Consider the following 22,904-nt stretch of genomic DNA (forward strand, 5'->3'; position numbering starts at 1 on the left):
CCTTCCGTTTTATAATATAAAACACCGTTTTCATATAGTGACAAAAAAACATCCACTTTACGAGCTTGTTAAAGTAGACGTATAGCCCAGCTTTTCAGAAATACTGCGGCTTGCTTGTTTAAGTCTTTCGACAACAGGGTGGATCTGTTCCCCGGAAAATCTTGTGGACGGTGCAGACATACTAATTGCCGCCGCCACCTTCGCTTCATGATCATAGATCGGAACCGCGACACACGTAACTCCTGGCTCGTTTTCTTCATCATCGACCGCATAGCCAAGCTTAAGTACTTTATCTAGTTCATTGAGAAAGTCCTGACGTGAGTTTAATGTTTTGGAAGTAAAGGTTTGGTAATGATAATCCTTTAGAATTTCGTCCTTCTTTTTCTGCGGCTGATAGGCGACCAATACCTTCCCTACAGCACTCGAGTGAACGGCTACTCTTCTGCCAATGCGTGAATACCCGATAATAGCATTAGGACTCTCTACTTTATCAATGTACACCCCGGTTTTATCATCCAATATTACTAAGTGAACTGCCAGCCCCGTCTCTACTGAAAGTTCGACTAAGGAAGGCTTGGCAATCGCTCTTATATCCATGCTGTTCATCAAGAAATTCGACCGTTCGACCAGCTTCATCCCCAGGCTGTATTTACCTGATTCAGGATTTTGTCTGATATAGTCATGCTCTTTTAATGTTTTAAGCAGCGAATGAACCGTGCTTTTGTTCAAGTCAAGCTTTAAACTGATTTCTGAAATTTTCAGTTCAGGCGTCAGTTCATTGAACAAATCTAGAATTCTAAAGGCTCTGTCAACAGATTGAATGATCGGCATGTTGTGGTGACTCCTTCGTTGATTACTCGTGCATTAGTTACAATATATATCCAGAGTAATAGGCAGTCAAGTGGAATAATTCTGAAAACATTTAAAAATCGGCAGTCCAAGTGCATGATAACAGGAAATAAAAATTCTTTAATCTATATCTTTTCCCAGCCTCTATTTATAGCGGAATTCTCAATTGACTCCATGACCCTCTGATTCATTAGCCCATCTTTAAAGTTAGGATGAGGAGAGTAATTGGCAGAGATCCCTTGAAAGAATTGATGCACAAGATGAATAAACGTATGTTCATAGCCTATGCTGTGGCCAGGCGGCCAGTAGGCTCCGGCATAAGGGTGCTGTTCTTCTGTGCAATGAATGGTGCGAAAGCCTTGTAATCCTTCAGGAGAATCGGTGAAATATACATCCAATTCATTCATTCGTTCCATATCCCATCGGATCGAGCCAGTTTCACCGTTAATTTCAAATTTGTTCTTATTACGATTCCCACCAGCAAATCGTGTTGCTTCAAATATTCCCATTGCACCGTTTTTAAACTTTGCCAAGAAAGCAATGGCGTCGTCCACAGTCACTTGACCATATTCATTCTGGTTAGAAGTGCCGCGCAGCCCTCCTTCTTCACTGGGAACTGGCCGCTCCTCCACAAATGTTTTCATCATCGAACTCACTTCTTCCATTTCTCCCACCAGGAACCTTGCTAAATCAATACTGTGTATACCAATATCTCCCAACGCCCCTGAACCAGCCACTTCTTTTTTCAGGCGCCAAATCAGTGGAAAAGACGGATCGATAATGAAATCCTGAAGATAGTGAGCACGGATATGATGGATTTTACCTAAATATCCTTTTTCAATTAATTGCTTCGCATACTGAACAGCAGGTGCAAACCGATAATTGTGACATACCATGTGAACGACATTATTTTTTTCCACTGCTTCAAGCATTCTATTCGCATCTTTCACGTCAAGGGCAAGAGGCTTCTCTGAGATAATATGCTTTCCTGCCTCAGCTGCCTCTATGGCAATTTCAGGGTGGGTATGGTTAGGCGTAACGATATCAATCACATCTATATCATCACGTTGAATCAGATGGCGCCAATCTGTCTCATAGCTGTGCCACCCCATTTCCTCGGCTGCTTTTTTCACGGCAGATTCATTGCGCCCCGAGACAGCTTTGAGGCAAGGCTTAGGACTGTCCGGAAAAAAGAACGATAAATCACGATAAGCATGACTATGCATTTTTCCCATAAATTTGTAGCCAATCATTCCGATATTTATTTGCTCCGCCATACGAACTCCTCCTCCGCATTCAGATTCTTAAAAGTCAGCCTTAGTGATTCTTCAAGCTTAATAAGTCATCAATATTTTGTTCTGTAAGGTTCGCTGGCAAAGGATCTGGTTTCTCACATGTGCTTGAGAGTTTATAGTGCTTCCCTGCCTGAGATGAGTCATAAATTCCCTGCATAGCATCCAGCACATGAAAGGCAAGGGTCCCACTTGCTCTAGGCGGTCGGTCATCCATTATGGCGTAGGCAAAGTCAGCTGCTCCAAGCCCTCGGCTGTTCTCTGTAAACCCATGAGTTAGCGGGTATTCAGACCAATTTTCCTCATCGAATCGCCTTACGTACACAGGACCATCAAACCTGTTGGGGTCAGGGACGACTATACTTCCTTCTGATCCGTAAAGCTCAATATGAGGCAGTCGATGATGCCACGTATCAAAGCTTGTTATGAGAGAAGCGGCTGCACCGTTTTCAAAGTCAAGAACGGCGTTTACCTGGGTGGGCGTCGTGACCTTGATTTTCTCTCCATACCTTTCGTCACTTGTGATGGTTCTTTCCGGATAAGTCATCTTAGCTGTCCCGGTCACTTGATGGATCGGACCCATTAGAAAAATCAGTGTGGTCAGGTAATAAGGACCCATATCAAATAACGGCCCTCCGCCTGTCTGATAATAAAAATCAGGATTGGGATGCCAGTGTTCATGTCCATGATTCATCATAAAAGCTGCAGCGGAAACGGGTTCGCCAATCATTCCTTGATCGATGATATGGCGGCAGGTCTGAATGCCTCCCCCTAAGAAGGTGTCAGGGGAATTGCCAACCATTAGTCCTCTTTCTTCAGCCGCCGCTACTATTTTTTCAGCATCGGACCTGGTTACGGATAACGGTTTTTCACTATACACATGTTTCCCAGATTTCAAACTAAGCAATGCCACTTCCGCATGAACAGAAGGCGGGGTCAGGTTCAGCACAAAATCAATGTCTGGTTCTTCCATTAGCTGCTGTGGGGTACAAGCCATTGGGATGTTAAACTGAGCAGCCTTTTCTTTTGCTCGATCAAGATCAACATCTGCACAAGCTACAATACCAAAAGCTTCAAATGCTGCGGAATTCTTCAAATAGATATCACTAATATTCCCACACCCGACAAGGCCTGCTTTCAATTTACTCATTTCTTTCCCCCACATTTCTTGCCGCCCAGTTAAATCCGTTTCGCATCAAGGTCACAACCTCTGGCATGTTCACAATTTCTGCAACATGTCCTAGAGAACAATAAAATACTTCTCCTTTTCCCCACTTCTTACTCCATACCACAGGCATCTCTACTTGACCATTGGCTTCATGAGGACCTTCAGCTACGGGAAACATAGTGGTCGCATGAACATGAATGGCAGGGTCGACATGCATGTAGTACTGTTCTGACTCTACACTGAAGTCTTCCATCCCTTCTGTAAGCGGGTGGTTTTTGTCTTTTATATGGACTTGATATGGAACATGATCATTGCCAGGATGAGCCACCCATTGACCACCGACCATAAATTGATAATCCGTCGCCATCCGGAAAGAGTCCCCAAGTCCTCCGTGCAAGCCCGCGAGACCCGTTCCTTTTTCTACTGCTTTCATTAGAGCCGCCAATTGATTGTCAGAGATCGTCCCCTGCGTCCAATTGGGGATAATAAGATCGTAGTCTGATAAATCTTCCTCTTCCAAAGCAGATAAGGAATCTGCAATTTTAACTCTGAAGCTTTCTTCCCTGAGTATCCCTGCTAAGATCTCAGCAACCTGGGCCGGTTCATGACCTTCCCATCCTCCTTGAAAAATCAGTGCCTTCATTTGATAACCAGCCTTTCCTCTTCTATTTGCTACTCTTCCATCAGCCATAAAATACTCGTAACACCCCTCGGATAGAAACGACTGGCTTTTATTTCCCCGGCGATAATCTGGTCACTCCAGCTCCAATAAGAATGTTCCTTATGGGTCAGCCACTTTACGTGAGCTTGATCGGCAATTCTCTCTTTTTCCTCCCATGGAAAACCCAGAATATGCCGATAAATAAACTGGCAAAGATAAATTTTACTCAGCCACGAGTTGTCACTTGTTGACGATAATTTCCAGCCTCCATCTTCAAATAGACAAATTCCCGGCTGCAGGACATAGGTGATATGTTTCTTTAGCGACTGAATGAAAAATCCATATTCACCATCTTCAGCTAATGCTTCTTTTCCATCTGTAAAATACGGGAAGATTAAGCCTTCGATTGCTGGAATAATTTTGGACTGGTTTCCTTCCGTAATTACAGCCGGAATGTATCCCTCTGGAGTCATTTCCCCTGCGATGGTTTTCGCACAGCGCATAGCTTGTTCCTTCGCCTGATTAGATAGATTCGGCAGCTCAAGATTCGAGAATAACTTTTCTAAAGCAATATACACGGACCAGCTTTTCACAGCCAAATAAATATTATTTCTTGCTTGTCCCAGAGAGACATCAAGGCTGTCATAGGTGGTAATTTCCGCTCCACCCTTGGTAAAAGAGCTGTCGAGTCCCATCAGTCCATTCCGTTTATCCGGCTGAGGGTGGTCGCGATTTAACATACTGGCAAAGGATGCTTGGATCACTCCCAAATGGGTTTCTGCAAAGGAATAATCTTCTTGATGTGAAATATAGACCGTTGTACAGCTAAGCCAATTTACTAACTCTTCATGGGTCATGAAGGAAAAGCAATCATCAATCCCTGCAAACTCATAGGCCGATCTGCCAGGGGCGGAGAATACGTTTGCCACCCCCATATCATGCGTAAAACTGATCCCTCCAGAATGATTCTCCTCTGAATTAGGGAATTGAACCGAATCATGGTAGAAGTATCTCTCCATAAATAATTCAAGCTCATTTTTCACTGTCCATGGCGACATTTTTAATTCATAGAACAATTGGTCTACGGTTAAATCAAATGTATTCATCATTCGATACTCCCCTTCATTTACGACCCAGATTGGCTTGTCCTCTCCGTCAAGAAGTTGAGTATTTCCGTAGTAGCTTTTAATAGAATGAGCCATCATAAACCTTTGCTCATCCGAAAGATGATCCTTTTCTAACAGTTCATTGCCCTTTCTGCAGGCGGACGTTAAACGCGAGAAATGGCTAAGAGCATAGTCCGCCACTTCTTCTATTGATTGAAAGTAACGCGTGTAATAATATTTTGTATCGATTCCACTCGTTACAAGTCCGTCCCGGTAAAAACAGACGGCAAACTGAAAGGTTCTTTTCTCTTCAGGACCGACTTCCATAACCAGGCCGCCGCTCAATCCTAATCCAAAACCTAAATTAAACTCGTGTTCCGCATGTAAGACTTTATCGATGGTAAACCCTAGACCTGATTTAACATTCCCGTCTTTGGTTACGATGGCTGTGCGTCGTCCCTGACCAATTCCGACGAGGGACGGATGAGCGGAATCATCGACTCTTCTCATAGCAGCATAAGGATCTTCCCCCTGGTACCCAAAGAAGGCCTTACGTGATTTCTTGTGACGAAGATTATCGAGCGTTACCTCCACAAACACAGCAGGAAGGATCGAATCTTTAATCGTCTCTTCTTCCGCCTTTACAGGGTCGGGCAGCTCTCTAACGGGCGAATAAATGGTGAATTCCATATCGCCTGCTTTCCAAGTATCCGTTCCCACATTAAAATCACGCTCAATCTCCTCGTCACGGAAATAAGTAATGAGTTCTTGGTCAGCATCCGTTTGATCATTACCAACCGCAAACCGAGCTAAATCTTCAGAGGAATCCCCAAAGAAAGGCAATGCCTGATAGCTTCCGCCCTCCTTCGTCTCCATTCCTATGTACACATTTTCGTCGGCAGGCTTCCCTAAATCCATTCCGAGTCCCCCGCTTGCACATTTGTGCCCCAGTGTGAAACTGGCAAACGCCCCCATTGGGGAATGATGAGCATTGAAAAACGGATCGTATTTCATAAGCGGTCCTCCAATCCTAGCTATAATCGAAATAGGTTAAAGATGGTTATTACTTTCTTGATAAACAAAATAATTAAAATCTGCATGTTTCTTCTGCCCGCAAAGATCCTGAGCACATACCCCCACGTAAGTTCCCGTGAAACGAATATAATCAGGGTCATCGTCAGATAAATGACTGATATCAACCGATTCCTCTACCAATTCCCATTCATCACCATTCAAAGAATAATAAAATGAAACCTTCTCATTTCTAACAGACGCTTTTAAATAGTAATTTGAATGGTGAGGAAGCTGGATTTCCTGGTCTAACAATTCCTCATACACCCCGTGCTTTGAGCGGATAATTCCTAATACTGCTCCTAAATCCTCATGATGAGTAATTCTCAAATAGACATAATCCTTGGTATCGTAGTAAAAAATCAATCCGGCCATTTGCTGGAAATGTTCTGGAAGATAGTCTACGCTGGTTTCTACTTCTGCCTTCATGCTTTCCAACCGTCTTGCCACTAAGCTTTGGTTGTGGGTGGAAATCAATGATTCTTCTCCATAGAGACGGAGGCAGCCAGGACGATCATTCAAGGAAAGCCAATCTTCTGTAAAGGGTCTTCTAAGAGAGTTCCATTGAAGGCCAAGTGATTCTTCATTGAATTCATCTCGAGCCTTCTGTTTCCCCCATTCTTTTACAGGTATATCCGGGCCATCTACTACCACTTGCGGGTTGGGACCTCCTTTAACTCGGATCCAGTCATCTTGAGTCCAGTAGCACTTTTGCAAGGCTGTCTCTCTTCCTAATATACATTGATCAGCTTTGACTGGACGCCCGCATAAATGAGCTAAATACCATTCACCCTTTTGCGTTTCTACTAAGCTGCCATGCCCCGCTTTCTGCAACTCTGCTTCTGAATTACGAGAAGTAAGGATTGGATTTTCAGGATCCGTTTCATACGGACCAAACAAGCTTTTTGAACGACACATCGTTACAGCATGTTCATAACCTGTGCCACCTTCAGCCGTGATTAAATAATAATAGCCATTCCTTTTATACAGGTGCGGGGCTTCGGTTAGACCTAATTCAGTTCCTTTAAAAATATTTTTGACCGGGCCAACTAATCTATTTTCTTGAGAGGAATACTCCTGCAAAGCAATACCTGCAAAAGAATTGGTCCCTTGTCTATGGTCCCAAATCATATTCAGCAGCCACTTGGTGCCATCTTCATCATGAAATAACGAAGGATCAAACCCGCTGCTATTTAAATACACGGGATCAGACCAAGGTCCTTCAATATTCTCAGATGTAACTAAATAATTGTGGGTATCCTTAAATGCCCCTCTTCGACTCTTCACATCCGTGTAGATTAAATAAAACAGGCCATTTGAATAGCTTAAACACGGGGCCCACACACCACCGGAATCAATGTTTCCAGACATATTCAGCTGTGAGGTTCTCGTCAGTGGATACGTTAACAGTCTCCAATTCTTCAAATCTTTCGAATGGTTGATCTGCACACCAGGAAACCACTCGAACGTAGAAGTCGCAATATAATAGTCATCGCCAACCCTCAAAATGGAAGGGTCCGGATGAAAACCGGGCAGGATCGGGTTTACAATAGAATGCATACTTTTTCCCTTCTTTCGTGTGTTATCTGTTTTATCCTTTCACAGAGCCTGCGGCAATGCCTTTAACAATTTTCTCCTGAGCTAGTAGATAGATTAATAGCAGAGGCAGACTGCCTAGTGTTAACGCCGCCATTATCCCCGGAACATTAACGGAAAACTGACCATAAAATTGACGAAGACCAAGAGGAAGGGTAGCATTTCCATCTGAATTTGTAAGAACAAGAGCGAAGACAAACTCGTTCCAAATTTGGATGAAGTTATAGATCGCTACCGTTGCAACCGCTGGAGTTAATAACGGAAAGAGGATTCTCCAAAATAACCGGAAATGGCCGCAGCCATCCATTTTAGCGGACTCTTCCAGTTCTTTAGGAAGCTCCTGCAAAAATTGAGTAAAGATAACAATTGAAACGGGAAGTGCAAACGCAATATACGGTCCCGGCAATGCCCAGATCGTATCGTATAATCCTAGATTTTTAGTGAGCAGGAAAATAGGAATCAGAGTCGTGTGAATCGGTATCATCATTCCGACTAAAAAAAGGAGAAATAGAGGACGATTTAACTTAAAGTTCATTCTTGCCAGCGGGTAGCTCGCCATGGCAGCCAATATGATAACAGCCACTACGGAAATGACCGAAACCAGCACACTATTAAAAAAGTAATGAAAGAAATCAGACTCAAACAACAGTCGATAATTCTCTAAAGAAAATTTTTCAGGTAATGCCCAGGGAGAGCCCATAAATTCAATTTGACTTTTGAAAGAGGCGCACACCATGATGAAAAAAGGAACACCTGTAAACAACAGCAAAGCAATAGCTAATACGTAGAGCGGTATTTGATTTAATTTCCTTAACATTTAATTCGCCCCTTTCCTTTTCTGGTCAAAGAAAATAATGAAAGCTGTGACTATAAAGGCAATAATAAACATGGAGAAAGAAATACTGCTTCCGTAACCCATGTTGAAATTTGTAAACGTTTGTTCATACATATAGGTGGCCATTAATTCTGTAGAATTATTCGGTCCGCCGTCGGTCATAACATAGATCAAATCAAAGTACTTTAGTGCTCCAATAATGGATAGAATCGCAGAAGTGATCACTGTCGGCATTAATAAAGGCAAAGTAATATTGAGAAATTTCTTCCTCGGATTCGCCCCATCAATTTCAGCAGCTTCATAAAGATCCTCAGGGATTCCTACGATGGCAGCCCTAAATAAAATCATGTAGAACGGAGCAAACTGCCAGCAGACAGTCGCAATAACAGCCCAGATAGCTGTACCTTCATTTCCAAGCCATCCATGCTGCAAAGAATCCAACCCTAACTGACCGAGCAACTGGTTAATTAAGCCAAAGTTTCCGTCATAAATGTAAATAAACAAAATACCAATGGCTACAGTCGACATAAGAAAAGGCATGAAGTAAATGGACCTGAAGAACCGCATCCCTTTAACAGGACTGAATAATAAGAGGGCCATAATTAATCCCAATGGCAGCTGAGTCAGTAAAGACGCCCCCACGAGCAGGAAATTATTTTGGAAGGAAGTCCAAAAGACCCCATCACTAAGCAAAGTGATGTAATTCTTTAGACCAGTAAACACCATATTATTATCGATTCCTGACCATTCGAAAAGACTATAATAGAAAGTCATTACAATAGAATAGACGACATAGACTCCGTAAATCAGCAAAGCAGGAGCGAGGAATCCAGCAATGACCAACATCTCTTCCCGACGCTTTTTCGACATTTTGGGTTTCGTTCTTTTTTTCTTTCCGGCTTGCTTTTCCCGGCTTGCCGATTTTCTAAATTCCTCTGTCGAATCTAATTTTCTCGCATGATCTTGCAAGTACGTCACCACCCTTAAGATAAGAAAACTACACCAAGCAAGTTGCTACCTGATGTAGTTTTCATTATTATTTGAGGACTTCTTTAGCTTTTTCTTCGACTTGTTTCGCCGCTTCTTCCGGTGTCATTGAAAGACCAAATATGGCTTGAGTGGTATCTAAGTGAGCTTCTGCCAATTCTGGCGGAAGAGTTTGATCATAGAACGTTTGTAAGTATTCTGCCTGTTCCAGCACCTTACTGATCTGTTTTACGTATTCATCATCGTACTCAACATCTTTCACTGCTGAGATCGCCCCATCTTTATTAGCAAGCTCCTGAGCGGTTTCTTTACTTGTTAATTCCTGAACGAGCTCTTTTGCAAGCTTCTGATGCTTACTCTTCTTAGCTACAGAGAAGACTGGACTTACTCCGCCTACAATATCCTTATTTGAACCTTTTCCTCCTTCAACAGATGGGAAGAGAAAGAATCCTAGTTTCTTTTCAAAGGCAGGCATGTCCGCTCTAGTTGTCCCAAGCATCCAGCTTCCTTGAATAATCATTCCGGCTTTTTCAGCATACATAAGCTGACGAGACTGGCCGGTATCGAAATTCATCCCATTAAACCCGTTTGGAAAGTCATCGTTTTTCACTAACTCTTGTATTTTCTTTCCTGCTTCTACATAGGCCTCGTCGTCAAACCCTCTGCCTTCACGGTTAAAAGCTTCATTAAATAAATCCGGACCGCCAATTCTTTCGGCCAAATACATATAATAGAAAGATCCTGGCCATTTCGACTTATTAGCAAGCGAAAACGGCAGAATATCATGCGATTTAAGGGTTTCTGCTATATTATTTAAATCTTCAAAGGTTTCCGGTTCTTCCAATCCATATTTCTTAAACATATCTTTGTTATACCAAACAGGAACAATATCCATCGCTAATGGTGCCCCGTAATTTTTACCATCAAAAGTGGCGGGAGTTAAGGCAGATGGAAGAAATCTTGAAGTGTCGATCGTATCGGAAAGATCAGCCACTTGCCCGGAATCAACAAATTTTTCAAGCCAGCCGCCTCCCCATGAGTGAAATACATCTGGAGGAGTCCCTCCACCCATGGCTACCGATAGTTTTGTTTTGTAGGGGTCATTCTCCTGTCTTACTACTTTCACTTTTACACCATCATGAGAATCTTCAAATCTTTTAACAGCTTCTTTTAATGCTTTTTCTGATGGACCTGTTTCAATATGCCACAAAGTAAGTGTAGTATCTCCCGAATCTCCACTAGCAGCTTTGTCACCAGATCCTTGACAAGCAGCGGTGAAAAGCAAGACTATCATCCCGAGTATCCATAGTTTACGTTTTAACATTAAAGATCCCCTCTCCTTTTGTTAGCGTTTTCAAAATTGGCTATAACGGCGATTCACTCCCTGGTCCTCCCCTTAATAGAATTGCAAAAACTAAGTTTGTTCATTGGATGAACTAATTAATGCCATGATAACTTATTGAAAAAATAATAGCAAGAAGATTTTGAAATCGCTGTCATTTTGTGTTGTTTTATATTATAAAACTTAGTTCTATATAGTTGACAAATTTGTATAGAAAATTCATAATCATTTAACAAATGATCCTTTAAGGAGTGGTGTTCGTGAATCACAGTCTTGATGATTTAATGAAACTGGAAACTGATATTGAAGCAATTCAAACAAAAGCTGCTGGCCCTGCCGGTGCACTGCCTTTAACCGACCAAATGCTGAGAAACTCTCCAAGCGGCGATTTATTTGGCTTGTCCCAAAATGTCGGGATGGGCTGGAAGCCTGACAAGTTAAATGGAAAGCAAGTATTACTTCTTAGCACTCAGGGCGGTATAAAAGATAATGAAGGAAAGCCTATTGCTCTCGGCTATCACACGGGCCATTGGGAAGTAGACATGCTAATGAAAGAAGCTGCAAAAGTCGTGACTGAATCTGCGGGTGTTCCATTTGCCGCATATGTAAGTGACCCTTGCGATGGCAGAACGCAGGGAACGACAGGAATGTTTGACTCTTTCCCTTACCGAAATGATGCTGCCCAGGTTTATCGAAGGCTGATCCGGTCCTTACCGACAAGAAAGGCCGTTGTTGGGGTGGCCACTTGTGATAAAGGACTGCCAGCGATGACTATGGCTCTAGCCTCTATGCACGACCTGCCTACTGTAATTATTCCCGGAGGAGTAACTCTCCCTCCTGCTTATGGAGAAGATGCCGGTAAAGTTCAAACGATTGGCGCTCGCTATTCAAATGAAGAGCTTTCCCTAAAAGAAGCTGCCGAACTTGGCTGCCGTGCCTGCGCTACTCCCGGAGGCGGTTGTCAATTTCTAGGTACCGCTGCTTCGGCTCAAGTAGTAGCAGAAGCGCTTGGGATGTCCATTCCTCACGCAGCGCTAGCTCCTTCCGGTCAGGACATCTGGAAAGAAATGTCCCGCCAATCAGCTCAAGCCGTCGTGCAAATGATTAATCAGAAAATCACTACAAAAGATATCGTAACGAATAAATCCATACATAATGCTATGGTAGTCCACGCTGCTTTCGGCGGATCAACGAACCTGCTGCTCCACCTCCCTGCCATTGCTTATTGTGCAGGATGTGATATTCCGACCGTAGAAGATTGGCATCGAGTCAATTTGAAGACGCCGAGAATTGTAAGCGTTCTCCCAAATGGCCCTGACTACCATCCAACGATTCGCGCTTACTTAGCCGGAGGAGTGCCAGAAGTCATGCTTCACCTAAGAAGACTTGGACTGCTGCATTTAGACGCCTTAACAGTCACTGGAAAAACTCTCGGAGAAAATCTAGAGTGGTGGGAACACTCAGACAGAAGACAGCAAATGATGCAGCGTCTCGAGGATGCAGATGGTATTGCTGCGAATGATGTGATTATGAATCCTGAAAAAGCTAAGGAAAGAGGGTTAAAACCAACCGTTACTTTCCCGATCGGCAATATTGCTCCCGAAGGTTCGATTATTAAATCAACCTCGATTGACCCCAGCCGGATTGATGATGATGGAATCTACTATCATAAAAGTAAAATAAAAGTATTTACCAGCGAGAAAAAAGCCATTGAAGCTATCCGGCAAGGTGATATTGTTAAGGGAGATATTATGGCTGTAACCGGCTGCGGACCAATGGCAACCGGGATGGAAGAAACCTATCAGCTCACATCTGCCCTTAAGCACCTTTCTTACGGAAAATATGTAACCTTACTAACGGACGCACGTTTTTCCGGAGTGTCTACAGGAGCTTGTATCGGTCATATCGGCCCTGAAGGGTTAGCCGATGGCCCAATCGGCAAATTAAAAGACGGTGATGTGGTCGAGGTTTCGATTGATACGGTGAACTTAAATGGTCACCTTCACTTCGTGGGAACGGAAGATCAACCTGTTTCACCGGAAGAAGGCAGCAAGATTTTGGCTGATAGACAGCAGAACAGAGATATTCATCCGTCTGAACAGTTACCCGATGATACGAAATTATGGGCTGCTCTCCAAAAGGTCAGCGGAGGAATTTGGCGCGGAAGTGTTTATGATGTGGACCGAATAGTAGAAGTATTAGAAGCAGGTGAGAAAGCGTTGGCTAAAGAAAGTCAGTCAACAGCAAATCGCTAAACTGCAATCCAGTTAATAGAAGTCCTTAACCGTTATGAATCCGAACGACGATGAATGTTTACGCCACCATTCCATCATCGTTCGGATTTTTCCTGTATAATCCCAGTATTTCTAGGGAAGTGGAAAGGTTTACTCCGAATGACCGCTCCGGAAATACACTCCGCTTTTCGCGGGCGGCTGGTGGGCCTCCTCGTGCTGCGCACTGCGGGGTCCCCCCCTATGCCTTCCTCCCGCAGAAGTCTCCGTGTATTTCCTGCGCTGTAATAGTTGATATTTTTCATTTCATTCTTCTTTAATCATCACTAGTGAAAGAATTATAAAGGAGAGGTGAAAGTGTACTTCCTGTTTAAACGGCTAATCTGGACCATTTCCTTTTATTACAGCATCTTTTGATTTTACATTAACTTTCGGCTGATGAACCTGCATATTCCTTTGAGTCTGTTTTCTATTTTTTACTTTACTTACCTCCTCATCCTTCCAATCTAAAAGTTCTCCTATGTTGTCCGGCAGCTCATTTTCATAGTTTGCCCCAATATTAAGTCTCCCCGATAAATTCTTAATTCCGATCGCTCCAAAACTGTTATGTACTTCATATTTCTCCACGTTTAGCTGCTCTACTATATATACCGGGGAAGGCTTGTGATTTGCCAGCTGAGATTTCAATTCCCGAACTTCTTCATTTAAGCAAGACACGTTACTCTTTAAGTCCATAACTTCCTGACTTTCTTTGTTTATCCAGTGAAATAGCTTCTTCCTCCATCTCATTGACAGCCTCCTCCCTTCTCTTCTGTGAATGGTTTTCTAATCTAAATCATATAGATGGATTACGAAATAGAAACGTTTGTCCCAAAGAATCGTAAGGAGGTGAAAAAGATTAAATTCCTGCCGCATACGATAAATATTCCAAATTTCAAAGTTAATACGGCTGGGCGGTACTCGTCTATTTCCTTTGGGCAGAACTATAAAAGCAGACGATTTGTATCCAATAAGAAAAACCAGGGATTCGGAGAACAGAATGCAGACGATGTTTGGATGAAACAGCCCATTACTTGGGTCAACGATGCTGACATAATTGATGGAGAATGAAGTACGTATAACCCTTTGCTAATTGGCGGAGGGTTATTTCTTATTTAATCGGAATGTTTTTATGATCTTTACGTTTTCGCCCTAATTTCACTTCCAGAAGACCATTTTTAAATTCTGCGTGGATCTCCCCTTCATTTACGGGCTCTGGCAAATGAATGATCCTCTCAAATTCTCCGATATACCGATCCGATTGAATCAGAGTAAACTCCTGCTTCATAGATTTTGATTTTCCTTTAACCATAATCTGTTCTCCTGCAAAAGCTAACTCCACGTCCCCCTTTTGAATCCCAGGCAGCTCGATGATGACATAAATATAATCCTTACTTTTGCATAATTCATATTTAGGAAAATCGGATTTACGATGAGAGCGATTTGGCGGCTGGCTGTAGTTCGCCTGCTCCTGCTGCATGCCTTCGATGAACTGCTGTCCATTTTCCTCGTTAAAGACGCCCTTCCAGAAATCCTGTCCTTGAAAGGATTGAGCCAGCTCCATCCATTGCTTTAACTGTTTAGGATCCATAGGCGTCCCTCCTTTGAAGTTTCAACATAAACCCCCACAACCGACATATACTTGGTTAATAAAAGGGGGGGCTCAATTTGACATCGCCATCTATTGTTATTAATATTTTTAATTTCAAAATTAATTCCTTCGAAAATGCGTCCGCCGTAAATGTAGGACAGAACCTTTTAACGGACTGGCATAATTCCGATAAGAAAAATCAAGGATTCGGCCAGAATTTTGGAGACAGCAGTGCATTTCTTGGCACAAAAAGCATGGTGGATGACCGGGATGCCCTCGATTTCCCGACTAAAAACGCCAATGAAAAACCCAAAAAGCTGCCAATTGAAAAATGGGAGGAATTGTAGTGTTGTTTGCCCCTTCTGTCGTAAATCTTCTCGGATTTAAGGTTAATGTGCTGGATCGATCCTCTTTAATCAGTTTTGCGGGTGTCCAACAGACAGACTTCTTTCTTTCAACTAAAAGAAACCAGGGATTTGGAGAACAGAATGGTGACCTATCGCCTGTCAATGTTCCGATAAACTTCGTCGCAGATCCAGATGTTCTGGATTCCAATTCGACTAAAGGAAGCTTCGTTTAATAGAGGTCTCGGGCGCAAGACATTTACCGTAATGGGAACAGAAAAGGCTGAGAGAAAAACTGAAACAAGTGAAGAAGCGGCAATTTCAGTTGTCATCCATTCATTGAATACCCGAACCAATGCTGCTCTAAAAGGTTCGGGTTTTTTGGTGAATACAATTTTATTATTTCCCCCCTTTACTAACTTCTCTTATCCTCCAATCCCCATTCTTTCTAATTTGATGCTCCCCCTGCGATTCGAGGTCTCTCGTTATAACTCCCTTTCAAAAAAGAGGGAAACTGCACTACTTCTGTCTTGTTTTGTCGAACTGGCCAATAAAGCTTACAGTTTATGCAATATTCTGGTACTTTTAAAGTACTAGAGTTCAAGATTTGACAGGAATTTCTGGTTATGTCGTTTCATAATCCATAGATTAAAAGGAGAGAGATCTCATGGAACTTGATCAACTTGAAGTAAACACGACCGTAGATGAGTCACAGGAAACGAAGCCGTATCATACCGCATTGATTGGGTGGAGTGTCCAGGCTATTGAAGCTGCGGCGAAACTAAACCGCCCGTTTGTTGTAGTAGGACCGCCTGACTTTGAATCATATGCAAAGAAGCATGATATTTTATTTGTGGGCTGGGATTTTAACAAAATCAATGAAAGCTCGGATGAGTTATATAAGAAGCTGAAAGCATTACATGTGGAATTAGCCGTTCCTTTATATGAAGAATGTGTAGAATGGGCTGGCGCCCTTAACGCACGTTTCCGGAAAGAACCACGTGTGTTTAACCGTTCTTTATTATTACGGGATAAAGGAATGATGAAGCGTAAAGCTCAGATTTCCGGCATTAAAGTCGGCGTATTTGAAGAAGCAAGAAATAAAGACGATGTAGAGAGGTTTCTGAAGCGAGTCAATGAGGCCCTACTTAAATTAGATGGTGACCACCTTGATCCGATTCACGTTAAACCTCTGGATAAAGCTGGTTCTGTCGGTCACTTGGCCATTCGTACTGTGGATGAAATTGAACAGATCCAAGATACAGATTTTCCGTTATTAATGGAAAGCCACTTGGATGGTCAGGAATTTTCCTGTGAAGCTTTTATTCACAAAGGAAAAGTCCGCTTCTTGAATATCACCGAATATATTCGCTTAGGTTACTCCAATTTTGTTCCCGCTTCTCCGTTATTAGAAGAGAAACGGCCATTAATTGAACAAGCCGTCCAGAAGCTTGTCGATGCGTTTGAAATCGAATACGGAGTGATTCATCCCGAGTACTTCCTGACTCCAGATGGCGTGCTTCATTTTGGTGAAGTGGCGGCCCGAGTGCCAGGGGGACATATTTTCGATTTAATTGAACGCGCTTACGGATTCAGTGCGTATGAAGCACAACTCCTTTGCAGCGATCCAAATACTACTGAAGACGAATTGGCTGCCTTTTTCCCCGATCCATACGACTACAAGGGGTATTCCGGATGTCTCATGGTCCATCCGTCAGTAGACTACGTTGAGGATCTGACTATTCCAGAGGAACTTGAGCAGCATCCTTATTTTGAAAAACATGATATGTTTACTCCGCCGCAAGGAAAAGTAGCGGAGCGAGTCGGATTCGGAAATCACTACGGTACGATTTTCTTCTACGGGAAAGATAGTGAAGAAATGACGGATCTTCTAAAAGAATATGAGCGATATAATTTCTACGTATAAGACCTAGGATTCATATAGAAAGGAGAGCACCTATGCCTCAGCCTACAGGTGTCATTGTCGAACGATTCGCCAAGGCGATTGAAGATTTAGAACAAGCTCAGCCTTTTGCGAAATCCAGATATCAAACAGATGTTTATCAAGAAGCCAATCGTTTAATTGATATGGAAAATGGACTCGAACACCTCTTCGATCATGCACACCGCTTTGAAAATTCAGGTGTTTTTCAAGATGGTCCATGGGAGTCCGCGGATAAATTGCAGCCTCCCTTAGTTGCCGGTTCCCTGAAGGCTAAAGGCCTTCCGATGATTATCGAAGTTCTTAGCGAGCTGAGAATGCTTGCCATTGCCAAAGGTAAATATACGAACCCAACGGTGTCCGCGCAAATGGCCGAAGAATTTCTAAATGAAGTAATGGTTCTCAATCTGGATTTATTATTTCCGGATGCCAGTGAAAGTGCTCGTATTGAAAAGAATGAAAATGAGGAAAGAACAAGTAAACTCTTTCAATTTCTAATTGATCATCTCTCCTCAAAAGAGTTGATCAAGACGCTGATTATGGAAATCGAACGGCTTACTGCTCAGCGTCCCATTATGATAAAACGAGTCGTTTCCATGATCGAAACGGCGAAGAAAATGCTGGAATCAGAAAGCGAAGAGGAAGATAAATCTGCCCTTAAAGGATATATTGCTGCGATCGAAGGACCGTCGACTATCAGCAATAAGTATAAGGACGTCTATGCCTATCGCAACCAAATCAAAGGACTCGCCAGGCAGGAATTAATCTCGGAAAGTGTTTCGCTAGCTAAATCTATGCGTGAAACTGGTTTAGTCGCTCCCCACCATGCGACTTTAATCCGCTTATTATCGAAGCGAGAGCCTGGATTAATTCCTTATGCTCTGGGGCTGAATACGAAAGGAATCGCAAATCTGGAAGAACACCAGGACCTTGTTATCCAAGTTATTAAAGCTGCCATTTTTCCAGCAACAAGACAAGCTATTTACGGACTAGCGCTTTTGCTGGAACGCGGAGTATTATCTCATTCTCCAGTCGCACCCGGACTTAGACGTTTAGTAGAACTTGATATCCGTCCAGAGGTTCGTAACGCTCTCTTCCAAACCACACAACAAGGAGAAGGCGTAACAGCAAACAGCATTCTTGTAGCCGGAACGCTGCAGGTTCTTGGTCAGCCACTTGGTATAGGTCAAGGGTTTAATCCTACCTGTCAGGCTGCCCGTGGAATGAGTCTATGGGCTCAGCACGCACCAGGTGTGCTGCTCGAGATCATCCCGCGCGCTGCCAGAGACGGCGATTTAGACTTCACATTTGAAGGAGCAACGATTCATTCGAAAGATTTGAGCGGCGGACTTGCCCCCGACTTAGATAAAGAACTGGACCCTGTGTCTCTCGTGTTAGTCCCTCACCTCGATCGAATTTACAGCGAGATGATGACTCGTGTTGCTTTACGCGGCGAGGATGGGCACCGATGGGTTAACCCTGCCTTTTATGGCGATTGGGTTCAGAAAGGGTTCAGCTCCGTGTTCGATCCAATTACCGGATATATTTTAGATTATCCCGGTTTTGTAAAACTGTTTTATGCAACACATCATCCGGATTATAACGATGATTATGAGCTCATCTATCCAAATCCGGTGGGCATCTTTATTACGAACGTTCATGGAAAATTGCTCGGATTGCATGCGGTTTCCATTAACCGCATCAGCAAAGATCCGAAAGGTGAATATCGCATCTACTTTTATAACCCGAATAATGACAGTTCCCAAAACTGGGGGCAGTCAATTGAACCAAGCGTTGCTGGAAATGGTGAAGAAGAAGGCGAGAGCTCACTGCCTTTCCATGAATTCACCTCCAGGCTGTACGCTTTTCATTATAATCCTTATGAGCAGGGTGAAGCCTACGCGGTAGAACCGGAAATTGTCACGACTGTTCAAAGTCTTTCTAAGGAAAGCTGGGGTCGGGACTATACGTGGGTGTAAGTTTTAATATAAGCAAGCCAGACCTAATGAAATGAAACTTAATAAAACACCTTCAAAGTAGTATTACAACTTTGAAGGTGTTTTTATATGGGTGCAATCATAATTTGAATTTTCGATAGATAAAAAAACGAAGCAAAGCTGTGGCGGAGTCGAATAATCTGGTGGTGGAAATGATTCGTCATGTGTTGATTGATATTCCACAAAAGTATAAATCTTAATATCAGACGGTTGGTATGTTTTTGAATAATTGGTAGCGCACCGTTGATATTTATATAAAAAAACAGAACTTCCGCAAAGTTGGAAGTTCTGCTTTTTTATAGGACGTTCAGCAAAATTGAAACTTATTCATCCCATTTCAAAAGTTCAGCAATTACGTCAGAGCTACCTGGTAACAATAATAATGCTAATGACATTACTATAAGCGCAATACCAATTACAAATAGAAAAATTACTATTTTAACTGAACGAGGCACATCCTTTTTAAGTGCTCCAATTACAGTTAGTATAATTCCGATAACGAGTAAGAATAAGTAATAAAATCCCATCAAGACACTCCTCATAATTTTTTCATCTTTAAAGAATATGTTCAGATAGTTAAAAAAAAAGTTTAATAGTTATTTGGGTAATTTAGATAATGACATCCATATGCTAATGTAAAAAGGCGAATACTCTTCTAATTAACCGCCCCAGGTTTTATAAGACTTGAGACCGACATAAATATTAGCCCTAGAAGATAATCCTAAATTCTTATTGTATTTACTTTCACCTTTAATCCAATTGCAAAAGATATAAAAAAACGCTCAGCAAGTCCACCATTTGAAGTAGGCAAATAAATACTTGAAACCTTATCTTCACTTAGCTGTTCTTCTAGAGATTCTAAAAGCATAGATCCCCATCCTTTTCTTTGTATATCATTGTTAATACACAATTCAGCAATATAAAAAAACAAACCCCTGTAGCGTTCTCTTCTTGTTTCTACCAATGAACCCAACTAGTTCACTACCTTGATATAACGTTAATCCTAAAATGAAAGACTTAATTTGAAGATATAATAGAGATCTCTTATGGGAGATTACCCCAATACATTCATTCAAGAGATATAGAAATTCCAACCACTTGATCAGAATAAACAATCATTTCACTCATTTTTGTCTTTACTTCAGGATTAGAAAAAGGCTTAATGATTGCATTTTTTATGTGAATTGGGGCGGAAACATTAAAAGCATTCATGTCATCTGAAAGCTCTGCCAACTCTTCTTCGAATTGAGCGAGTCCATATTCAATAAAAGTCTGTTTATGTTCATCTGATTGAAACAAATTAATAGAACCTTCTATAATTGATGTATGAGTATGTATTAATAATTTACCTTCTTTGTTTTTTATATCATCTTCGGCGATTTCTCCATTAGAAAGCTTATCTTTCAAGTCTGCCAAATGTGTTGTCATAGCTTTTTTATAATCCAAAGCATTATTTAAATTTTTGATTTTCCACATAAGACTTCCCCCTTTAAATTAATAGGATATCTTTACATCTCCCCACCCATAAACCATTCTTCATTTTCTCAAAATTATCTAGTACACTCACCATTTTTCGTGGGATTTCATAAATCATTCCTAAATTAAAAATGATAGGTATCTCGGAATCAAGTCTTCCATTATCCTGCCATAAACGTTAAGAAGAGGACAACTCCTTTAATTCAGAATTGCCACAGTTAACGTAAGACTCAAATTCGAGACATCTCTTACCATTCTTTCACTTTTGAACCTGTTAATTATCTTCATAAATCAACATCAGTTACACCTCACATATAATGTACTATTAAGAGTATCGGAGGTGGAACTCATGCTCCATACAGTCAAAACAGGTGAAACTCTTTTTCAAATTTCTCTAGATTACCGAACACTCCTTCAGGCAATTATCCAAGCAAACCCAACGATCAACCCAAATTTGATCTATCCCGGACAACAAATTTGGATCCCCGGTTTCCCTGACCCGAATGAGATTCCATATAAAATTGATATATCACTAAATCAGCGTAAGCTACGACTTTACAGCAATGGAGCCTTACAAAAAGAATACCCAATTGCTGTAGGTAAAATGCTTAGCACTACCCCTGTCGGCACCTATATTATTGTGAATAAGGCACCTAATCCTGGAGGACCTTTCGGCACCATGTGGATGAGTCTGTCTAAACAGCATTATGGCATCCATGGAACGAACAATCCGAGTTCGATAGGCAAAGCAGTGTCTCACGGGTGCATTCGGATGTATAATCATGACGTTGAGGAGCTTGCCCGCATAATTCCACTGGGAACTCCCGTTACCATTCATCCCTAGCTGTTGAAGATTATCTATGGCCGGCCATTCTTGCTTAAGTAAATACTGAGGGGTTTAACGAGTGAGTACCCCCTGTAAAAAAAGAGGTTACGGTTTCATCAGCCGGTACTCCTGCAACAAACTGTTCATCGTATAGCGATAGTGTCGGGGAAGCGCGGATATGCAAATTCAAATAGTTAATCGGTTCCTAAAACGTTATGAAGGAACCGAATTTTCATCTCTCACTTTCCTTAACGCTTGTTCAACTAAAGCCCGAGTAGAGTTTATGTAAGACTTGATTTAAAGAAATCTTGATATTGGGGACCATAAACTATCAGATAGTTTACTAAGTAATATTATAACTTCATCTTTAAACCTTCGTGTGTTGCTTTAAAACCTAAACTTTCATAAAATCTTAAAGCATCTGCTCTTTTTTTATCAGTAGTTAGTTGTACTAAATGACAACCACGTTCTTCTGCCCTCTGAATTGCCCATTTTATGAGTTTAGTTCCTATACCCTTACCTCTTACAGAAGCTGATGTTCTTACTCCTTCAATAGTAGCTCTCCAGCCACCTTGATGTGTTATATATGGAGTGAAAGTAATTTGTTGTACTCCAATCACTTCATTCTTTTCACAAGCCACTATTAGCTCGTTATTAGGGTCAGCTATAATAGCCTCAAAAGCTCTCATGTAACTATTAGGTAGTGGATGTTCATACCGCTCACGTTTACTTCCCAAAACATCATCAGCAAGCATTGCAACGATACTCTCTAAATCTTTTTCAGCAGCCAATCTAAAATTTATTTCTCCCATCATTTCCCCCCTAATTAATAAACCTATTATAACTTTCAATCCTAGCTATAAGTTAATTAAAAACAAGTAGATTTTCTTATCCAACTCTACCGTCTTTTACTCTAAAATGAGAAGGCTGATCCAGAAACCTTTTGCTACATATCTTTGTTGCAGATGAGCCCCGGTTACTTAAATAAGAAAATGATTATTTACGGATTATCATTTGGTTTAGACCAACTTTTCAGACCTTCCATAGTTCTTTCAATATCGTCCATATCCCCTTTTCCAAGTGTATTATCAAATTTATCTGATAATATCATTTTAATTTTTGCGAGCCTATGAGTCACTTTCCACTCATCTATAAAATGGGTTGTTTCTTTTTCATACTCAGCTCTATGTTTTGCTTCACCATCCTCTAATAATCTTTCTCCGTAGTAAGAACCCATATTGTGTAATGAAATTAAAATAAGCTCAATCTCTTTTAACGTCTAGATTATTTCTTCTCCTGAATATGTTACGCTTTTATTTTTTTCTAACACCATGAACACTCCTAAGAGTTCTTTTGGGGCTTTTAGTAAAGATCACTCTATCATCAACACTCCCTTTAACTTCAATAATAATGGGGCAATGTCCTTCTTGAACATTAGCACCCGTTAGTTTAATAGTCCCCAGTATATAAACGTGTCATATTCCCATCTTTCTACACATAGTCCAAAATTTAAATTAGACTCAATTATAATAAAATCCATACGTCCAATTA

Annotated in this window: 24 protein-coding genes; 7 read left to right on the top strand and 17 right to left on the bottom strand. The window is 41.6% G+C overall.

Going from position 1 to position 22,904, the window contains the following annotated elements; genetic code table 11:
• Positions 1–57: 57 nt before the first annotated feature.
• The 9 genes from Q7A53_RS08860 to Q7A53_RS08900 all read right to left on the bottom strand — a co-directional run bounded on the left by Q7A53_RS08860 (position 58) and on the right by Q7A53_RS08900 (position 10,889).
• Positions 58–831, bottom strand: a complete 774-nt coding sequence (locus Q7A53_RS08860) for an IclR family transcriptional regulator (protein WP_411788786.1) — start codon at positions 829–831, stop codon at positions 58–60.
• A gap of 143 nt (positions 832–974) precedes the next feature.
• On the bottom strand, positions 975–2,126 hold the full coding sequence (locus Q7A53_RS08865) for a Gfo/Idh/MocA family protein (RefSeq protein ID WP_411788787.1): 1,152 nt from the start codon (positions 2,124–2,126) through the stop codon (positions 975–977).
• A 40-nt stretch (positions 2,127–2,166) separates the two neighbouring features.
• On the bottom strand, positions 2,167–3,291 hold the full coding sequence (locus Q7A53_RS08870) for a Gfo/Idh/MocA family protein (RefSeq protein ID WP_411788788.1): 1,125 nt from the start codon (positions 3,289–3,291) through the stop codon (positions 2,167–2,169).
• Complete coding sequence (locus Q7A53_RS08875) at positions 3,284–4,000, bottom strand: ThuA domain-containing protein (RefSeq protein WP_411788789.1); 717 nt, start codon at positions 3,998–4,000, stop codon at positions 3,284–3,286. Before Q7A53_RS08875 ends, Q7A53_RS08870 begins: the two co-directional genes overlap by 8 nt.
• Positions 3,982–6,090, bottom strand: coding sequence for a glycoside hydrolase family 52 protein (locus tag Q7A53_RS08880; protein WP_411788790.1), 2,109 nt, complete (start codon positions 6,088–6,090; stop codon positions 3,982–3,984). The genes Q7A53_RS08875 and Q7A53_RS08880 overlap by 19 nt, the downstream gene beginning before the upstream one ends.
• A gap of 36 nt (positions 6,091–6,126) precedes the next feature.
• The gene (locus Q7A53_RS08885; protein ID WP_411788791.1) at positions 6,127–7,707 is read right to left on the bottom strand and encodes a glycoside hydrolase family 43 protein; all 1,581 of its coding nucleotides are present in this window, start codon (positions 7,705–7,707) and stop codon (positions 6,127–6,129) included.
• Positions 7,708–7,738: 31 nt separating this feature from the next.
• The gene (locus Q7A53_RS08890; RefSeq protein ID WP_411788792.1) at positions 7,739–8,560 is read right to left on the bottom strand and encodes a carbohydrate ABC transporter permease; all 822 of its coding nucleotides are present in this window, start codon (positions 8,558–8,560) and stop codon (positions 7,739–7,741) included.
• Entirely contained in the window at positions 8,561–9,547 is a 987-nt protein-coding gene (locus Q7A53_RS08895; RefSeq protein ID WP_411788793.1) for a carbohydrate ABC transporter permease, read from the bottom strand.
• Between the two features lie 67 nt (positions 9,548–9,614).
• Complete coding sequence (locus tag Q7A53_RS08900; protein WP_411788794.1) at positions 9,615–10,889, bottom strand: extracellular solute-binding protein; 1,275 nt, start codon at positions 10,887–10,889, stop codon at positions 9,615–9,617.
• A gap of 302 nt (positions 10,890–11,191) precedes the next feature.
• Between Q7A53_RS08900 and Q7A53_RS08905 the strand changes: the two genes are divergently transcribed.
• Positions 11,192–13,162 (top strand): YjhG/YagF family D-xylonate dehydratase, encoded by a 1,971-nt coding sequence (locus Q7A53_RS08905; protein ID WP_411788949.1) that lies wholly within the window; start codon positions 11,192–11,194, stop codon positions 13,160–13,162.
• A gap of 354 nt (positions 13,163–13,516) precedes the next feature.
• Here the strand turns inward: Q7A53_RS08905 and Q7A53_RS08910 are convergent, their stop codons facing one another.
• Positions 13,517–13,927, bottom strand: a complete 411-nt coding sequence (locus Q7A53_RS08910; RefSeq protein ID WP_411788795.1) for a hypothetical protein — start codon at positions 13,925–13,927, stop codon at positions 13,517–13,519.
• Between the two features lie 99 nt (positions 13,928–14,026).
• Between Q7A53_RS08910 and Q7A53_RS08915 the strand changes: the two genes are divergently transcribed.
• Positions 14,027–14,248, top strand: coding sequence for a hypothetical protein (locus Q7A53_RS08915; protein WP_411788796.1), 222 nt, complete (start codon positions 14,027–14,029; stop codon positions 14,246–14,248).
• 40 nt (positions 14,249–14,288) lie between these two features.
• On the opposite strand, the gene Q7A53_RS08920 is transcribed toward Q7A53_RS08915, so the two are convergent.
• Positions 14,289–14,768 carry an Hsp20/alpha crystallin family protein gene (locus Q7A53_RS08920; RefSeq protein WP_411788797.1) on the bottom strand — a complete coding sequence of 160 codons (480 nt, stop codon included), beginning with the start codon at positions 14,766–14,768 and terminating at the stop codon, positions 14,289–14,291.
• A gap of 77 nt (positions 14,769–14,845) precedes the next feature.
• Here Q7A53_RS08920 and Q7A53_RS08925 point away from each other — a divergent pair, with 77 nt between their 5' ends.
• The 4 genes from Q7A53_RS08925 to Q7A53_RS08940 all read left to right on the top strand — a co-directional run bounded on the left by Q7A53_RS08925 (position 14,846) and on the right by Q7A53_RS08940 (position 19,033).
• Entirely contained in the window at positions 14,846–15,115 is a 270-nt protein-coding gene (locus Q7A53_RS08925) for a hypothetical protein (protein WP_411788798.1), read from the top strand.
• Complete coding sequence (locus Q7A53_RS08930) at positions 15,115–15,348, top strand: hypothetical protein (protein WP_411788799.1); 234 nt, start codon at positions 15,115–15,117, stop codon at positions 15,346–15,348. Before Q7A53_RS08925 ends, Q7A53_RS08930 begins: the two co-directional genes overlap by 1 nt.
• Positions 15,349–15,779: 431 nt before the next feature.
• Positions 15,780–17,039, top strand: coding sequence for an ATP-grasp domain-containing protein (locus Q7A53_RS08935; RefSeq protein ID WP_411788800.1), 1,260 nt, complete (start codon positions 15,780–15,782; stop codon positions 17,037–17,039).
• Positions 17,040–17,071: 32 nt separating this feature from the next.
• Positions 17,072–19,033 (top strand): hypothetical protein, encoded by a 1,962-nt coding sequence (locus tag Q7A53_RS08940; RefSeq protein ID WP_411788801.1) that lies wholly within the window; start codon positions 17,072–17,074, stop codon positions 19,031–19,033.
• Positions 19,034–19,374: 341 nt separating this feature from the next.
• Here Q7A53_RS08940 and Q7A53_RS08945 read toward each other — a convergent pair whose 3' ends face one another.
• The 3 genes from Q7A53_RS08945 to Q7A53_RS08955 form a co-directional block, all read right to left on the bottom strand.
• Positions 19,375–19,578 carry a hypothetical protein gene (locus tag Q7A53_RS08945; protein WP_411788802.1) on the bottom strand — a complete coding sequence of 68 codons (204 nt, stop codon included), beginning with the start codon at positions 19,576–19,578 and terminating at the stop codon, positions 19,375–19,377.
• 194 nt (positions 19,579–19,772) lie between these two features.
• Positions 19,773–20,024, bottom strand: coding sequence for a GNAT family N-acetyltransferase (locus Q7A53_RS08950; protein ID WP_411788803.1), 252 nt, complete (start codon positions 20,022–20,024; stop codon positions 19,773–19,775).
• A gap of 95 nt (positions 20,025–20,119) precedes the next feature.
• Positions 20,120–20,527: a hypothetical protein gene (locus Q7A53_RS08955; RefSeq protein WP_411788804.1), complete on the bottom strand. Its 408-nt coding sequence runs from the start codon at positions 20,525–20,527 to the stop codon at positions 20,120–20,122.
• A 349-nt stretch (positions 20,528–20,876) separates the two neighbouring features.
• Here Q7A53_RS08955 and Q7A53_RS08960 point away from each other — a divergent pair, with 349 nt between their 5' ends.
• Entirely contained in the window at positions 20,877–21,371 is a 495-nt protein-coding gene (locus tag Q7A53_RS08960; RefSeq protein ID WP_411788805.1) for a L,D-transpeptidase family protein, read from the top strand.
• 335 nt (positions 21,372–21,706) lie between these two features.
• Here Q7A53_RS08960 and Q7A53_RS08965 read toward each other — a convergent pair whose 3' ends face one another.
• The 3 genes from Q7A53_RS08965 to Q7A53_RS21750 all read right to left on the bottom strand — a co-directional run bounded on the left by Q7A53_RS08965 (position 21,707) and on the right by Q7A53_RS21750 (position 22,893).
• Positions 21,707–22,168, bottom strand: a complete 462-nt coding sequence (locus Q7A53_RS08965) for a GNAT family N-acetyltransferase (RefSeq protein WP_411788806.1) — start codon at positions 22,166–22,168, stop codon at positions 21,707–21,709.
• Positions 22,169–22,353: 185 nt separating this feature from the next.
• Entirely contained in the window at positions 22,354–22,590 is a 237-nt protein-coding gene (locus tag Q7A53_RS08970) for a hypothetical protein (protein WP_411788807.1), read from the bottom strand.
• Positions 22,591–22,797: 207 nt separating this feature from the next.
• Positions 22,798–22,893, bottom strand: a complete 96-nt coding sequence (locus tag Q7A53_RS21750; RefSeq protein WP_459178592.1) for a YxiF family protein — start codon at positions 22,891–22,893, stop codon at positions 22,798–22,800.
• Positions 22,894–22,904: the final 11 nt, after the last annotated feature.

It is taken from the genome of Halobacillus rhizosphaerae, from assembly GCF_046719735.1.
Lineage (GTDB): Bacteria > Bacillota > Bacilli > Bacillales > Halobacillaceae > Halobacillus_B > Halobacillus_B rhizosphaerae.

Bases quoted from the DNA above. Each gene is read 5' to 3' on its own strand.
- Q7A53_RS08860 (WP_411788786.1), bottom strand. From the start codon at position 831: ATGCCGATCATTCAATCTGTTGACAGAGCCTTTAGAATTCTAGATTTG.
- Q7A53_RS08865 (WP_411788787.1), bottom strand. From the start codon at position 2,126: ATGGCGGAGCAAATAAATATCGGAATGATTGGCTACAAATTTATGGGA.
- Q7A53_RS08870 (WP_411788788.1), bottom strand. From the start codon at position 3,291: ATGAGTAAATTGAAAGCAGGCCTTGTCGGGTGTGGGAATATTAGTGAT.
- Q7A53_RS08875 (WP_411788789.1), bottom strand. From the start codon at position 4,000: ATGGCTGATGGAAGAGTAGCAAATAGAAGAGGAAAGGCTGGTTATCAA.
- Q7A53_RS08880 (WP_411788790.1), bottom strand. From the start codon at position 6,090: ATGAAATACGATCCGTTTTTCAATGCTCATCATTCCCCAATGGGGGCG.
- Q7A53_RS08885 (WP_411788791.1), bottom strand. From the start codon at position 7,707: ATGCATTCTATTGTAAACCCGATCCTGCCCGGTTTTCATCCGGACCCT.
- Q7A53_RS08890 (WP_411788792.1), bottom strand. From the start codon at position 8,560: ATGTTAAGGAAATTAAATCAAATACCGCTCTACGTATTAGCTATTGCT.
- Q7A53_RS08900 (WP_411788794.1), bottom strand. From the start codon at position 10,889: ATGTTAAAACGTAAACTATGGATACTCGGGATGATAGTCTTGCTTTTC.
- Q7A53_RS08905 (WP_411788949.1), top strand. From the start codon at position 11,192: ATGAAACTGGAAACTGATATTGAAGCAATTCAAACAAAAGCTGCTGGC.
- Q7A53_RS08910 (WP_411788795.1), bottom strand. From the start codon at position 13,927: ATGAGATGGAGGAAGAAGCTATTTCACTGGATAAACAAAGAAAGTCAG.
- Q7A53_RS08920 (WP_411788797.1), bottom strand. From the start codon at position 14,768: ATGGATCCTAAACAGTTAAAGCAATGGATGGAGCTGGCTCAATCCTTT.
- Q7A53_RS08935 (WP_411788800.1), top strand. From the start codon at position 15,780: ATGGAACTTGATCAACTTGAAGTAAACACGACCGTAGATGAGTCACAG.
- Q7A53_RS08940 (WP_411788801.1), top strand. From the start codon at position 17,072: ATGCCTCAGCCTACAGGTGTCATTGTCGAACGATTCGCCAAGGCGATT.
- Q7A53_RS08945 (WP_411788802.1), bottom strand. From the start codon at position 19,578: ATGGGATTTTATTACTTATTCTTACTCGTTATCGGAATTATACTAACT.
- Q7A53_RS08955 (WP_411788804.1), bottom strand. From the start codon at position 20,527: ATGTGGAAAATCAAAAATTTAAATAATGCTTTGGATTATAAAAAAGCT.
- Q7A53_RS08960 (WP_411788805.1), top strand. From the start codon at position 20,877: ATGCTCCATACAGTCAAAACAGGTGAAACTCTTTTTCAAATTTCTCTA.
- Q7A53_RS08965 (WP_411788806.1), bottom strand. From the start codon at position 22,168: ATGATGGGAGAAATAAATTTTAGATTGGCTGCTGAAAAAGATTTAGAG.
- Q7A53_RS08970 (WP_411788807.1), bottom strand. From the start codon at position 22,590: ATGGGTTCTTACTACGGAGAAAGATTATTAGAGGATGGTGAAGCAAAA.
- Q7A53_RS21750 (WP_459178592.1), bottom strand. From the start codon at position 22,893: ATGGATTTTATTATAATTGAGTCTAATTTAAATTTTGGACTATGTGTA.